Annotated in this window: 11 protein-coding genes; 3 read left to right on the top strand and 8 right to left on the bottom strand. The window is 54.4% G+C overall.

Translation table 11 applies throughout. From position 1 onward, the window contains the following. Nucleotides 1–36: 36 nt before the first annotated feature. Together HMPREF3164_RS03155 and HMPREF3164_RS03150 are read right to left on the bottom strand one after the other, a co-directional pair. Nucleotides 37–1,833 carry a long-chain-fatty-acid--CoA ligase gene (locus HMPREF3164_RS03155; protein WP_083297329.1) on the bottom strand — a complete coding sequence of 599 codons (1,797 nt, stop codon included), beginning with the start codon at nt 1,831–1,833 and terminating at the stop codon, nt 37–39. Between the two features lie 222 nt (nt 1,834–2,055). Continuing rightward, nucleotides 2,056–3,183 carry a hypothetical protein gene (locus tag HMPREF3164_RS03150; protein WP_070448805.1) on the bottom strand — a complete coding sequence of 376 codons (1,128 nt, stop codon included), beginning with the start codon at nt 3,181–3,183 and terminating at the stop codon, nt 2,056–2,058. Between the two features lie 797 nt (nt 3,184–3,980). Here HMPREF3164_RS03150 and HMPREF3164_RS03145 point away from each other — a divergent pair. Next, a complete protein-coding gene (locus HMPREF3164_RS03145; protein ID WP_070448803.1) occupies nt 3,981–4,520 on the top strand; it encodes a potassium channel protein in 540 nt (179 codons plus the stop codon). 344 nt (nt 4,521–4,864) lie between these two features. Here the strand turns inward: HMPREF3164_RS03145 and HMPREF3164_RS03140 are convergent, their stop codons facing one another. After that, entirely contained in the window at nt 4,865–5,989 is a 1,125-nt protein-coding gene (locus tag HMPREF3164_RS03140) for a helix-turn-helix domain-containing protein (protein WP_070448801.1), read from the bottom strand. Nucleotides 5,990–6,013: 24 nt separating this feature from the next. Beyond that, complete coding sequence (locus HMPREF3164_RS03135; RefSeq protein ID WP_070448799.1) at nt 6,014–6,802, bottom strand: hypothetical protein; 789 nt, start codon at nt 6,800–6,802, stop codon at nt 6,014–6,016. Between the two features lie 232 nt (nt 6,803–7,034). On the opposite strand from HMPREF3164_RS03135, the gene HMPREF3164_RS11155 reads away from it, so the two are divergent. Then, nucleotides 7,035–7,187 (top strand): hypothetical protein, encoded by a 153-nt coding sequence (locus tag HMPREF3164_RS11155; protein ID WP_004005629.1) that lies wholly within the window; start codon nt 7,035–7,037, stop codon nt 7,185–7,187. After that, nucleotides 7,184–7,858 carry a sugar O-acetyltransferase gene (locus tag HMPREF3164_RS03130; RefSeq protein WP_070448797.1) on the top strand — a complete coding sequence of 225 codons (675 nt, stop codon included), beginning with the start codon at nt 7,184–7,186 and terminating at the stop codon, nt 7,856–7,858. The genes HMPREF3164_RS11155 and HMPREF3164_RS03130 overlap by 4 nt, the downstream gene beginning before the upstream one ends. A gap of 1,042 nt (nt 7,859–8,900) precedes the next feature. Here HMPREF3164_RS03130 and HMPREF3164_RS11550 read toward each other — a convergent pair. The 4 genes from HMPREF3164_RS11550 to HMPREF3164_RS03110 form a co-directional block, all read right to left on the bottom strand. Beyond that, on the bottom strand, nt 8,901–9,011 hold the full coding sequence (locus tag HMPREF3164_RS11550) for a hypothetical protein (protein ID WP_371440312.1): 111 nt from the start codon (nt 9,009–9,011) through the stop codon (nt 8,901–8,903). A gap of 320 nt (nt 9,012–9,331) precedes the next feature. Then, nucleotides 9,332–10,822, bottom strand: coding sequence for a dihydrolipoamide acetyltransferase family protein (locus HMPREF3164_RS03120; RefSeq protein WP_070448793.1), 1,491 nt, complete (start codon nt 10,820–10,822; stop codon nt 9,332–9,334). Nucleotides 10,823–10,899: 77 nt separating this feature from the next. After that, nucleotides 10,900–11,895: an alpha-ketoacid dehydrogenase subunit beta gene (locus HMPREF3164_RS03115; protein WP_070448791.1), complete on the bottom strand. Its 996-nt coding sequence runs from the start codon at nt 11,893–11,895 to the stop codon at nt 10,900–10,902. A gap of 2 nt (nt 11,896–11,897) precedes the next feature. Next, on the bottom strand, nt 11,898–13,064 hold the full coding sequence (locus HMPREF3164_RS03110) for a thiamine pyrophosphate-dependent enzyme (RefSeq protein WP_070448789.1): 1,167 nt from the start codon (nt 13,062–13,064) through the stop codon (nt 11,898–11,900). Nucleotides 13,065–13,165: the final 101 nt, after the last annotated feature.

Here is a 13,165-nt window from a genome sequence, read left to right as displayed (position 1 = left end):
TGACGCTCGAACTCGCAGTTGTGCCAGAGTGTGTTTTTAGTCAAGCTCCCCGCTGGCGATTAACTGTTCACGTACCTTACGGCGCAGAATCTTGCCGAGCATCGACCGGGGCAGATCGTCCACCGCCACAATCTTGCGCGGCACCTTATAGCGGGTCACGCGCGCATAGCAGTGCTCGCGCAGCGCATGTTCATCAACCGCGTGCCCTTCGGCGGGAATCACGGCGGCGACCACCATCTCTCCCCCACTGTCCTGCGGGATGCCCACAACCGCCGCGTCCGCCACGGAATCGTGCTGTTTCAGAGCCGTTTCCACTTCGGTGGGCGAGACGTTGAACCCGCCGGTAATGATAACTTCCTTAATACGATCCACGATCTGGATGAAGTAGTCTTCGTCCAGGCACACAATATCGCCGGTGCGCAGCCAGCCGTCAGCCGTAATGGTTTTCTGCGTGTCTTCTTCGCGTTTCCAGTACCCGGCGAAACACTGTGGGCCGTGAACCCACAGCTCGCCCTCTTCGCCGAGCGGCACATCCTGAAGAGTTTCGGGGTCTACCACACGAATATCGGTCGAGGGGAAGGGGATACCGATTGACCCGGCACGGCGCGTATCGTTGAGCGGATTGCATGAGACGAGCGGCGCGCACTCGGTCAGCCCGTACCCCTCAACCATGTACCCGCCGGATGCGTCCTCCCACTCTGCCACCAGCTCGGGCGGCAGGTTCATGGCGCCCGAAACCGCATAGCGAACACCCTGCAGCGAGATGCCCTGCTCTTTGGCGACGTCCATCAGGCGGCGATATACCGGCGGTACTGCGGGCAGAATCGTGGGGCGGGTCTTCTTCATCGCCTTAGTAATCAGGCCCATATCGACGGTTGGGAAGAGCACCAGCCGGGCGCGGCACAGTGCCGCGATCGTTACGCCCAGGGTCATGCCGTAGGCGTGGAAGAGCGGCAGCACCGAGTAAATACTTTCGTCGTCGCCGGGCTGAATCCAGGCTTCGCCCATGCGCCCGTTCGATTCGAGGTTGCGGTGGGTGAGCATCACGCCCTTGGGCAGTCCGGTGGTGCCGGAGGTGTACTGCAAGAGCGCTACGTCGTGAGCGGTGGGCCGTTTAAAGTCGGGGTCGATCGGCGGACTCTTGAGCAGCTGCGTCCAGCTTGTGGTTCCGGGGGCGGCTCCTTCAAGTTTTTCTCGTGAACTGCGTGCCTTTTTGACCGGCAGTTTGAGTGCCGCGCGGGTGAGGGCTGGCATCGCTTTAATAAGGTTCACGGCGTAAATATGTGTCGGCCTGATGTCTGCGGGCAGGCCCGTAATATGCCCGGAAATTTTATCCCACACGATGGCGGCCTTCGCGCCGTGGTCCTCGAACATGTGCCGCAGTTCGGCGCCGGTGTAGAGGGGGTTGTGTTCCACGACGATCGCGCCCAAGCGCAGAATCGCGTAGAAGGCAATAATATGCTGCGGGCAGTTGGGCAGAATCAGGGCGACCCGATCCCCCGCCTGCACCCCGGCCAGGCGCAGCCCTTCGGCGGCGCGGTCGATCTGACTGCCGAGTTCAGCATAGGTGGTGGTTGCGCCGAAGAATTCGAGGGCGACCTTGTGGGGAACCTCGCGGACAGCATCGTCAATCAGGTGGCTCAGCGAGGTTTCGGGCAGGTGAACGTCTACGGCGACGCCGGGTGAATAATTTTTGAGCCAGGGGCGATGCGCCAGCGGGTTCTGCCCGGAGGCGGTATCAGGCGTAGTTTGAGCGGGTGCGGGTCTTTGAGATTCCTGCGCGGGGGCTTGGGCATCGTGCGGATGCGAGTCGTGATATTGCGGGTCAGTCATGCTTCGATTGTGCCTGTTGAGACCTGTTTCGCTCAACCCGCGACGCGCTTCACGCATCCATTTCGCGAGCAGATAGGATTTCGACGAGCAGATAACAATCCGCTATCTGCTCGTCGAAATCCTATCTGCTCGCGGTATCAGGGGCTCGGCAAGGAAATCTTATAAGCTCCCGAAGACCACTCAGTTACACGTGTCATACAAGCCTTAAGCATAGAAAGGGATTTAAGGATTACGCCAAGAAGTCCCTATTTTATCCAGTTCTGTCTCTATAGCTTGACCATATTGTTTCCACAGGGCAGGTTGATTATTCTTTAGTGCTTCAACGCCACGATGAACACGCTCATTATATAGCCCCCATTCAGGTGTTGAGGAAAGGCCATTCTTTAATGCTTGCTGAGGAATTTTACCTACTATAGAGGGTAATCTCTGAATAGAACGCATTATAAGATGTTGCTCATCCTGTGAAGAAGTTTTCGAAACACTCCCCAGAGTCTCTACTATCAATGCAGCAAGTTTTATAATAGTATCTGGATATCGAAAGTTATCCCAATTTCCTAAACCATAGAATAGGCCACCACCATACATTCCATTAGCCAAAGAACTCAAGAGAGTGTATTTATATCCTTTCGGAGAGTCACTCTTCATATTGTTATTTGCAATATTCTCCACGCTTCCCAAAAGAACACCCGTCAAGATATTGGCATTAAAGCCACCGTATTGGAAATCCTTTAGAACCAACGGACCAGCATAACCTATTAGATAACTAGACAGCTCAGGAATACTCCTCACAAGCTCGCGATAGAATTGAAGTCCTTCTCTATTATCGAGACGAAGTGCAGACTCAGGGTCTGTATACACTTTAGCAAATCTATCATAAGACACATCAAGATCTGTCTGCTGCAGTCTTTTAATAAAGGACTCTAATTCATGTTCACTACAGTTTCCCCGAATCCTGCACCGTTCCAGCAAGCTATCCATAATGCAATCTACGTGCCCCTCCGAGAGATCACTTAAATCCTTAGGTAAAGGAGCAACGGGATTACTCCAATATAAACGGACGAGAACTTCCTTGTCAGCCTCTTTTGGCCAATCTTCAACTTCCTCATCCAATTGAGTAACTTCTTGAGAGTCTCGGGATTTTTTAAGGCGATCTATGATGTAACTTAAGCGTTGACTCCGTACAAGCTCTTCAAGATTACTAAGAAATTTCTGAGTGTCTTCACTCCCTTTCTTACCAAGTTTCCATAAACCAATAGGGATAGCTACAGTAGCGAGGAAGGAGAGAAAAGCCATAACGATGGTAATAAAAGCAAAGGTAAATGCGGGATCACTCCAGTCCCACCATTTCATAAATTCTCCTTATCTGTAAATTTAAACCATGTATTGAGAATAGCTTAAACGCCATATAGTTGCAACCATAACCTAACAGATCCATAAACACCATATTTAAATCAAAACATTTTACAGTCTCAAATCCGGTGGGACAGGGAATATAGTCAGGATATCGTCAAAAGATACCGGAATGCCTCCAAATCTGGGGTCACCAAGAAACAGTCCATAACTTCAGCATCGCCGCATATCCGCACAGCAATTTTGAGATACCTCCGAAGCACCATTAAATGCGGGAATTCATGCCGCTGAATGCACCAAACCAGCAGGTCTTTATCCCTTTTTGAGCTATTACATGTACGGTATGCCGCTACTATATTGTTGCCAGAGTCCTACCCGCTGCGAGCTCGTGGAATCACATAATCAAAAGTTATTCTTTCCGAGCTTCCGCAATATGAGCATATATGTCCCCGATGGAATTTTACCTTTTCGTCCTCAGAGCATGACTCCATCGTCATAGTTCCATCCAACAGTCCCTTTTTGTACGAATCATATACGCTGTTTTCTTATACTTTCCATCTCTACACTTCACAGCATAATGGGCCGTTACCAGGTTCGCATACGAATAGTAAAGAAACTCCCTGCACCGTCCCCTCGCTGCGCACGAACTTTCTCATATTTCTCCTCTGCCCTCTATCGAATGACATTCCGGTCTAACTCCCCCCCCTCTCCTACCACCACGTATTCCAGAAGCGTCTCGATATACAACGACGTACACCACATGCATCAGCACACATCGCAATGTTACGGTGGAAAATATGAGTGAGAAGTCTTTCGGCAATAATCCCACGCACCAGAATTCGAGCTCGCAGAGCTCAGCAGCGGGCACCGCACGCCCGGCTCTTCCTCTCCGGAAACTCTACGGTATGCGTTTGGGATTAGCAGGTATAACGCTTGCGCTCATGGCTCAGACTTTTCTTGCCATCTTTTATCCGAGTTCTCTCAATTATTTCCCGGTATATACATCCTCACCTATCCTCGTTACCGTCCTCTACTGGGCTCTGCAGATCACCGCGGCAGTATTTTATCTGCGGTCACGGCATTTAGGGTTTATCCTCGGAGCCAATATCGTGGGTGCGCTGCATCATGGGCTTGACCTCTTCATGCTTATCTTCTTGAGGCTTCTGTATCGGTCGGACGCTATCGGTCATTATCTCGAAGGGGCAAACGCTGTATATATAGTTGCTTACTGGCTCGGACAGGCTGTCACCCTCATCGACTTTACGCTCTGCATTGTCTTTATCATCGTGCTCGTGCGTGTGTTTTCTCGCCGCCGTCAGAGCACAGTTCAGTTCTAGCGCCTAGCCAGTTCCCTGCGGTAAAGCCGCTATTTAGTAGGTAACCCCCAAGGTTGCTTGAAAGTATCCAAAAAGTTCTTAAGGTATTTATTTACCTGAACGATAATCCCTGTTTTCAAGATATGCCCTCTTCGACTAACGTTCTGAATTCCACGCCGCCTCTCACCCCAGTTACCTACACAATCCGGGAGCGTTTTCTTCAGTCGGGAGCATTTTAAATGCTCCCGACTGAAGAAAACGCTCCCGCTTGCGGCATCTCGCACACGACATAAGGACTTACTAGACAGCAAAAGGACTGGATGCACATCTGACAGTGTGCACCCAGCCCTTTTCGTTTTATGTGGCTATAGAATCCTCTGAGTATAAGGCACTCGGGACGTAATCACCTCGAAATACTCCGGCGGCACCTGTGAACTCTCGCGCAAAAGCTCAGGGATAATTCCGTTCTCAGTAACCATTTCAAGGGCCCGCGGAAAGAGTGAAGGCTGTTCCAGCGTTGAAATAGCACCAGGTTCTTTCACCCTCCACTTATTCTTAGATACCGTGATCATTGCGTTACGGTACGACGTATCAGACAGGCGCCCCAGCGACTTGGCACGGTAGAGCAAGGCCTGCATGCTAACGCCCCAATATTCTTTCAGTTCCTTGAGCTTCATCCAACCGGCACCAGTCATCCGAGTAGGCAGCTCCTCCCGAAGAGAATCAGCGGGCATCAGGAACTCAGCCGCAAACTCGTGCGCCTGCGCTTCAATAGTTTTATTGCCGGGCTCCGCATCTGCATGCATAATCAGATGCCCCAACTCATGCGCGGCATCAAAGCGCTGACGGTAATAGTCGTTCTTCAAGGGATGAAGTACAACGATAGGTAGGAAGCCGGTATCCACAGAATAAGCATCAACGGCGTCGCTCTGCTGAGGGGCGAATACAACCGCCGCACCGTGTTTCTCAAGCTCACGGATAACATGGCGAATCGGACCGGTTCCAAGACCCCAATCAGCACGAACCTGCTGCGCGGCAAGCTCAGGGATAGGGCTGTTCTTCACCTCAGGATCAGCAGGCAAATCCGGTATCTGCCGTTCGGGGAAATCTATATGCCGTGAAAGTGCCCCTGCCACATCATGCACAAGGTGCGTATAGGCTTCTGCCTGGTCGCGCTGAAGCTGCGTAGTTGCCCGAAGCGACCGAAAATGCGGTGCGCTACTGGCAACAAGACCATTAATAGTTTCAACGTCTTGGGATTTTGTGTGCTGATACTCTGCGTTCACCTCAAAAAAAGAAGGCGGAAGCGAAAAAGCATCTGCGAGCGCTTCAATATTCTCCGTCGTGGGTTTCCGAGCACCGGATTCCCAGGTGGTGATAGCAGAAGCGCTCACGCCCGCCTTTGCTGCGATTTCGTTCTTCCGGATTCCTGCAAGCTGACGTGCTAGGACCAGCCGGTTCTTGTCAAAGATGGCATTGAAGGAAGACATAGTTCTTTCTGCGTGGTTATTGTATTACTCATGAGTGGCCTCGCGCTTGAGCTGAAGCTCGATATCTGGAATCTGCTCTTGAGGCACGGGGCTGGTTTGAGTAGCCGTAGGTGCAACCTGTACTTTGCGGTCGAGGCGAGCCAGGATGTCGTATGTCCAGAGCCACGGAGTGTCAGACGTGTTGCGAGCCGGAGTAGGTACCCCAATCACACCCTCTAGCAACTCTCCCTCTGGAGAGATATTATATGCGACCACGAGCGCTGGCAGGTGCATAGGTACAGAGGCTTCGAAACCATCCAGGTCAAAGTCTTCAGGGGAGAATAGGGCATCTTCCCCTACATAATGTTGCGTCTCTGCGACTATGGTCTGCTTGGTGCTTCGCTCCCAGCGGACACCTTGAACACCACCTTCAAATCGGTTCGCACTCTGAACGATGAGAGAGCAGAAATCATCTACTTCCCAATATGGAACATTTTTAAACGTATTCCACGTGTAGATGCCGTGAGTCGGTTCAAGCGGGAGAAAATTACGAGCTTCAGGCGGAAGACCCTCCATGAGTGTATCTATCTCGGTATGAGGCTCTACACCGTCATCAAGCTGGTATTCTCCGGTGAGCGTCACACGCGACATGACGGAACGAACAAGGTCATAGTGAAAAGAGCCTTTAGTCGTGTTCCTAGTGTAGGGGATGAACTCGTTACGATCGGCAGCTACCCTCAGGATACGAAACATAGCTTCAAGGCGATCTAGAACTCCAAGTTCTTGAAGCTTCTCAATGGTGGCACCTTGATTCGAAAAATCGAGGTCTTTCATAGATATGATTTACCCTTTCATTATTTTTATGCGCAAAAATTTACATAATACCTAAACTCTAGCATATAATTTACATGAAGGTTCGTTCGTACTGAATCCTTAATACAATGCCCACATCCTATAGATAGAAGTCCGGAAGTAGTATCTAACCCGGAATAACGCCCCTCTTGCGAGAACTATGCAGTAAGCCTGCAGCCTGCATCCGGTGGGACCTTTCTGAGATACTAGGTGTATGAGCAACAGGCATGACATTACCGATGAGCAGTTTAAAAAGCTGCTCCGAGAAATCTCGAAACGCTTCGCTATCCTGGGCGGCATCGTGATTCTCATCGGCTTAGCAATTATCCTCATCATGTACTTCTGGATGGGAGGGACTCACTCATGAGCAAGCCCAACCGCCAGAACCTCAGCGAGGCTTTTGAACGTATGACGGCGGGCAAAGCCTACCGCTTTACCGAAGAGAATAAGCAAGTCGGCGATTCCATCTACCAAGCGGTCAAGTTTTTCGAGCAGTACTATGCGCGCGGCGAGCACGCCCACGGCATGCATGTGCTCCGCGACTACTTGGGCAGCCTGGGTGAGCATACCCAGATGCGCCCGCCGGTTGCTTTCGATTTTGGGGTCAATACCCATATCGGCAAGTATTGTTTCTTCAATTTCAACACCACGTTCCTAGACGTAGCCCCCATTACCATCGGCGACTATGTGTTCGTCGGTCCCGGCTGCCAGTTCCTCACCCCCACCCACCCGATTAATGTTCAGGATCGCATCAATTTTTGGGAGGGCGCCCTGCCGATCACGGTAGGCAATAACGTGTGGATAGGCGGCGGAGCCATTATTCTTGGAGGCGTCACGATCGGCGAAAACGCGGTGATCGGGGCGGGGTCTGTGGTCACGAAAGACGTTCCCGAGAACACGATCGTCGCCGGTAATCCGGCGCGCATTATCCGCACGATTGACCCGCAGCAGCGACCGGCACATCCGCACCAATACAGTGAACAGGAAATAACGCAGGCGCAGGAATTTTATGCGCGCCTTAAAGCTGATAACTTTTAATATCGCTCAACTTCCGACCCTTAAACTGAGCGCCACAAGCGCTACGGTTTTTATGAGCATATATAGATAAAAATTCTCAGATGCCAACCACCGATATGGAGGAGACCATGACATCTACCCCAAAGAATACCTCAGGTCCCCATCGCAATACCCCTGCTGAAGAAAATACCGCGCACGCGAAGGATAAAACGAACCAGAGTGAGCTTCGGGAGAGCTCTCATGACGCATGGGACGCCGCTTTTGAAAGCGACGACCCGACCGTTGTGCTCTCCCCCAAGGATGTACCGGTCGATGATATAGCCGAAGAGAAAACCCGTCCTCTCTCTGCCGCCGACCAGCAGAAATATCTTGAGGAAAGCTCTTCATCCGCCAATGCGCAGATGAAGACTGATGCGGGTACCGCCAAGGATCGTTCACGCGACGGCGATTCTTCCTTCGGCTGGCTAGAGGATTCCGACGAGTCTACCAGTAGTAGCGACTCCGTGGATCAGTTACGCCCCGCCGTGCCTAGCAGCATGGTTACTTACAGTACGGAGGCGCTTCCCCCGCTCCCCGAGCATCCAACGACGCCTAGGGAAGGCGGCGATAGTGATGCCATTGTGGCTGTGTCTGCTCCTTCCCCCGCGCAAAATTACTTCATAGAAGACGGTGAGGATACCGACGAGCACGCCCCCATTCTCACGGCGGCAACTGCGTTCGAGCTTCAGAAAGCACGCTATGGGCGACTTCAGGTTATTCCCGGGCTGATGGGTTGGTTCGCCGCAATGGGTGTTTTGCAGTTTTTGCTCTGGGTTACGGCAACCGTGGTCGAGGCTAATCACGGAGCCCCCTACGATTCCATGGCTCCTATTGTGCGCGGGTTATTCTCGGGGAACGATGCGCTCGCTCTCTGGCAGGGTATCGGAACCGGTGCCGCGTACCTGGTGGCGTACTGCATCGGCGGGTATGTGGCTGGTCGCATGGCGCGGTTCTCCAGCGCAAAGCAGGGCATTTCGGTGTGGCTGTGGCAGGTCATGATCATGTTTGCGGCAAGTCTGCTCACCTATTTCACGCCCCAGGTTTTCCAGGGAGGCTCCGCAAACCTTTCCGTGCAGTGGTATATGCAGCACGGTACGGCAAGCGCTATTCTTTCGGTTGCGTTGGTTCTCTGCATCACCTTCATCGCCTCAGTTCTGGGCGGCCTGATGGGCGGCATCTATCACCGTCGTGTGGAGCGCTACGCACAAAACTATGTGGACCAGGAGTTATAACGTTTCAGGCATATAACCCATAGGGAATATAGTGATTGGGGCAGGGTTTCGTGACGACATGAGAACCCTGCCCCCATTTTTGTGTGCACGATATGGCTATATGCCAACTCGGGAATATTCCAGAAACAGAATATGTGTGGTTTCAAGACCCAAAAAATACACCAGGGCGCCGAAGGATTCGTGTCTCCTTCGGCGCCCTTGAGCGTTACTGCACTTGTAAGCGCTACATATCCAGAAGCATGGCGGGTTCTTCGAGAATTGCGGCAACATCCGCCATGAAACGCGCCGAGAGGTCGCCGTCTACCACGCGATGATCGAAAGAACCGCCCAGTGTGGTGACCCAGCGCGGAATAACCTCACCATCAACCACCCAGGGCTTTTGCTTAATCGTGCCGAAGGCAACGATCGCCACCTCGCCGGGGTTGATAATCGGGGTGCCCGTATCGATGCCAAGCGAACCGATATTCGTAATCGTCAGGGTTCCGTTTGCCATCTCGGCGGGCTGGGTCTTCCCCTCACGGGCGCGAGTCGTCAGGTTATTCAAGGCGATCGCGAGCTCGCGCAGAGAGAGCTCTTGCGCATCCTTGATATTCGGCACCATCAGCCCGCGCGGGGTCGCCGCCGCAATGCCCAAGTTCATAAAGCGCTTGATCTGAATCTCGCTGTCCGTCCACGTAGCGTTCACCTGGGGGTTCCGTTCGGCCGCCCATATCACGGCGGCGGCAAGCACCAGCAGCGGAGTTACCTTCACACCCTCGAAGTGGCGGGACTTCTTCAAACGCTTGATAAATTCCATGGTGCGCGAGGCATCGACGTCCACGAAAATCGACACGTGCGGGGCGCTAAACGCCGAAGAAACCATAGCCTTCGCGGTTGCCTTGCGCACCCCGCGCACCGGAATGTGCTGCATGCGGTCGCCCTGTGCGGACGGGGACTGCCAGAAACGCTGGCTCGTGGACTCCTGCACATCGTTAAGATGCGCCACATAGTTCAACAGGTCTTGTTTCGTCACCTGCCCGCGCGAGCCGGTGGCGGTCACGTTTGCCAGATCGACGCCCAGCTCTTTTGCTGCCAAACGCACGGGCGGCGCCGCCAGCGACGGACGATGCGGCACCGGCTCCTGCGTCGGCTGTGCGGTTACGACGGATACCTCAGCCCCGCCCTGGAAACGCTGCACCACCGTATTGAACGGGCTGTTCTCTACGAATTTGGAGGCGCGCTCGGCAAGCTCGCTGAAAAGACCCTGATTGCGCGGCTCGGGTGACGAGGGGGTATGCGCCACCGGCATCTCCTGAGCGGGCGAAACCTGGGCCTGCGGCGCGGCGTTCTGGGCCCTTGCGGATGCGGGGCGCTTGCGGGCACGGCGCTTCACCGAATCGGCCTTGGGTCCCGAACCCACGAGTGCCTGGTTACCGCTCTCGCCCTCATCGGCAGATGCGGTGGGCGCATCCTGCGGTTCGTCTGCGGTGGATGCGGCACTGCCGGAGATCGCGATAATGGGTGTCCCAACTTCGATCGTCTCGCCCTCGCTCACCAGAATCTTCTCCACGGTGCCGGTGTAGGGCGAGGGCAGTTCCACAACGGATTTGGCGGTCTCGATTTCGACGAGAACATCGTTGATGCTGACCTCGCTGCCAACACTGACTTTCCAGGTGAGGATCTCAGCCTCGGTAAGACCCTCACCCACATCTGGGAGATTAAAAATCTGGGACATTTTATGCCTTTCGCTAGGGAATATAGCCTATCGGGAATATTCTTCGCGGGTTATATAAGGAATATGGAATATACGGTTTAGTATTCAAATGAGCGATCGACGGCTTCAAGAATACGGTCAATATCGGGCACGTATTCGTCCTCCGTGCGTGGTACCGGGTACGGCATATAGTAGCCGCCCACGCGCAGCACCGGGGCCTGCAGGCTGTAGAAGCAGCGCTCAGTGATCGCGGCGGCGAGTTCGCCGCCCATGCCCCCGAAGGTCGGCGCTTCGTGGGCAACAATCAGGCGCCCGGTCTTCACCACGGATGCGGCGACGGTGGGTACATCCATCGGGGAGATCGACCGCAGGTCAATGACTTCGATCGAGCGTCCGTCTTCGACGGCGGCCTCTGCGGCGGCAAGCGCTACCGGCACCAGCGGGCCGTATGCCACGATGGTCGCGTCTGTGCCTTCGCGCACCACCTGCGCCTGGAACGGGTCAAAGTCGGTGTCTGCAAAGTTCACCTCGCCCTTGAGCCAGTAGCGGCGTTTGGGTTCGAAAATAATCACCGGGTCGTCGCATTCAATGGATTTGCGGGTCATCCAGTAGGCGTCATGCGGTGAGGACGGTGTTACGATGCGCAGCCCGGCGGTGTGCGCGAACAGCGCCTCGGGCGATTCCGAGTGATGCTCGACCGCCCCGATCACGCCGCCGTAGGGAATACGTATCGTAACAGGAACAATATATTTTTTGTCGCTGCGGTTGTGGATTTTGGCGAGTTGTGTGGTGATCTGGTTGTAGGCGGGGAAGACGAACCCGTCGAACTGAATCTCGGCTACGGGCCGATAGCCGCGCATCGCCATGCCGATAGAAGTGCCCACAATACCGGCCTCTCCGAGGGGAGAATCCATCACGCGCTTCTGCCCGTGCTTCGCCAGAAGCCCTTCGGTTACGCGGTATACGCCGCCGAGTTTGCCGATATCTTCGCCGATCAGCACGACTTTGCGGTTATCTGCCATTGCGTCGTCGAGGCCGCGAGTGATCGCTTTCGCCAGGGTCAGGCGCTCAACCTGTGCATTCTGCTCGCTCATTCTTAGTCCTCCTCGAAACCTGCGACGTAGTTGCGGTAGAACTCGCGTTCTTCTTCTACCTGAAGGTGTTCTTCGGCGTAGGCGCGGTCGAAGAACCGGTCGAATTCATAGGGTTCGGAGGCAATCGCCGCCTCGCGCACCCCGTTGGCAAGTTCTTGTGCTTCTTCGGCGAGTTTTTCGAAGAAGGCATCATCTGCGTGCCCGTTCTCGCGCAGATATTTTTCCAGGCGAATCAGCGGGTCTGCGTTCAGACGCTGCTGGAGTTCTTCGTCGTCACGGTATTTGGTGGGGTCATCGGCGGTGGTATGCGGGCCCAGGCGGTATGTTTCCGCCTCGATCAGCACGGGGCCTTCGCCGCGGCGGATTTTATCAAGCGCGTAGCGGGTGACGGCGAGGGTGCCGAGCGCATCGTTGCCGTCAACGCGCAGTCCTTCAAAGCCGTAGCCTTGGGCGCGGGTTGAGATGGGCACACGCGACTGCACGTCGAAGGGTACCGAAATAGCCCAGCGGTTGTTTTGCACGAAGAAGAGTACGGGGGCATCGTAGGATGCGGCAAAGGCCATGGCCTCGTGAGCTTCGCCTTCGGTGGAGGAACCGTCGCCAAAGTAGACGCCGACGGCGGGTTTCACGGTGTCGTTATCGGGGTTGGTAGCCTGCCCTTGGCCTGTCTGCAGCTGCCCGGTTTCCGCCGCAATATCGGCATCAAAGTTCAGTCCCATGGCGTAGCCGACTGCGTGCGGAATCTGTGCGGCAAGCACTTTGGTGTAGACGTGGAAGTTATGTTTTTTAGGGTCCCACCCGTGGGTGTGTGAACCGCGGAAAACCGTGATGAGTTCGCGGAAATCTACGCCGCGGGCAAAGGCGACCGCGTGTTCACGGTAGGAGGGAAAAATATAGTCGTTGGGGGCGAATGCCAGTGCGGAGCCGACCTGTGCCGCTTCTTGCCCGCGGCTGGGCACCCACAGAGCCATTTGCCCTTGCCTCTGAAGTGCCGTTCCTTCGTCGTCGATGCGGCGGGTGATGTACATCAGGCGGTAGGCCTCGCGAAGCTGTTCTGCGTCTACGTCCTGCACATAAGAGCTGAAGGTGGGGTTCTCGTGTACCTTGCCGTTCTCATCCATCAGCTGGATGCGTTCGGGTACTCCCGGATATTTTTCGTTCTCGTGCATCAATCCTCCACGCAGATACGAGCTGTCCTTCACGCCGAGCGCACGCAGAGAGTTTCGGCACGCGGGGCGGAAGGCTTGGGCATATTTCCTCTTATTTTACT

It is taken from the genome of Rothia sp. HMSC08A08 (assembly GCF_001808385.1).
Classification (GTDB): domain Bacteria; phylum Actinomycetota; class Actinomycetes; order Actinomycetales; family Micrococcaceae; genus Rothia; species Rothia dentocariosa.
The sequence above is the reverse complement of the archived record's forward strand: the minus strand, read 5'-3'. Positions and strand labels throughout refer to the sequence as shown.

Coding starts and splice junctions, on each gene's coding strand:
- HMPREF3164_RS03155 (WP_083297329.1), bottom strand. CDS start 1,833: ATGACTGACCCGCAATATCACGACTCGCATCCGCACGATGCCCAAGCC.
- HMPREF3164_RS03150 (WP_070448805.1), bottom strand. CDS start 3,183: ATGAAATGGTGGGACTGGAGTGATCCCGCATTTACCTTTGCTTTTATT.
- HMPREF3164_RS03145 (WP_070448803.1), top strand. CDS start 3,981: ATGAGTGAGAAGTCTTTCGGCAATAATCCCACGCACCAGAATTCGAGC.
- HMPREF3164_RS03140 (WP_070448801.1), bottom strand. CDS start 5,989: ATGTCTTCCTTCAATGCCATCTTTGACAAGAACCGGCTGGTCCTAGCA.
- HMPREF3164_RS03135 (WP_070448799.1), bottom strand. CDS start 6,802: ATGAAAGACCTCGATTTTTCGAATCAAGGTGCCACCATTGAGAAGCTT.
- HMPREF3164_RS11155 (WP_004005629.1), top strand. CDS start 7,035: ATGAGCAACAGGCATGACATTACCGATGAGCAGTTTAAAAAGCTGCTC.
- HMPREF3164_RS03130 (WP_070448797.1), top strand. CDS start 7,184: ATGAGCAAGCCCAACCGCCAGAACCTCAGCGAGGCTTTTGAACGTATG.
- HMPREF3164_RS11550 (WP_371440312.1), bottom strand. CDS start 9,011: ATGCAGAGAACCAACGCAACCGAAAGAATAGCGCTTGCCGTACCGTGC.
- HMPREF3164_RS03120 (WP_070448793.1), bottom strand. CDS start 10,822: ATGTCCCAGATTTTTAATCTCCCAGATGTGGGTGAGGGTCTTACCGAG.
- HMPREF3164_RS03115 (WP_070448791.1), bottom strand. CDS start 11,895: ATGAGCGAGCAGAATGCACAGGTTGAGCGCCTGACCCTGGCGAAAGCG.
- HMPREF3164_RS03110 (WP_070448789.1), bottom strand. CDS start 13,064: ATGCACGAGAACGAAAAATATCCGGGAGTACCCGAACGCATCCAGCTG.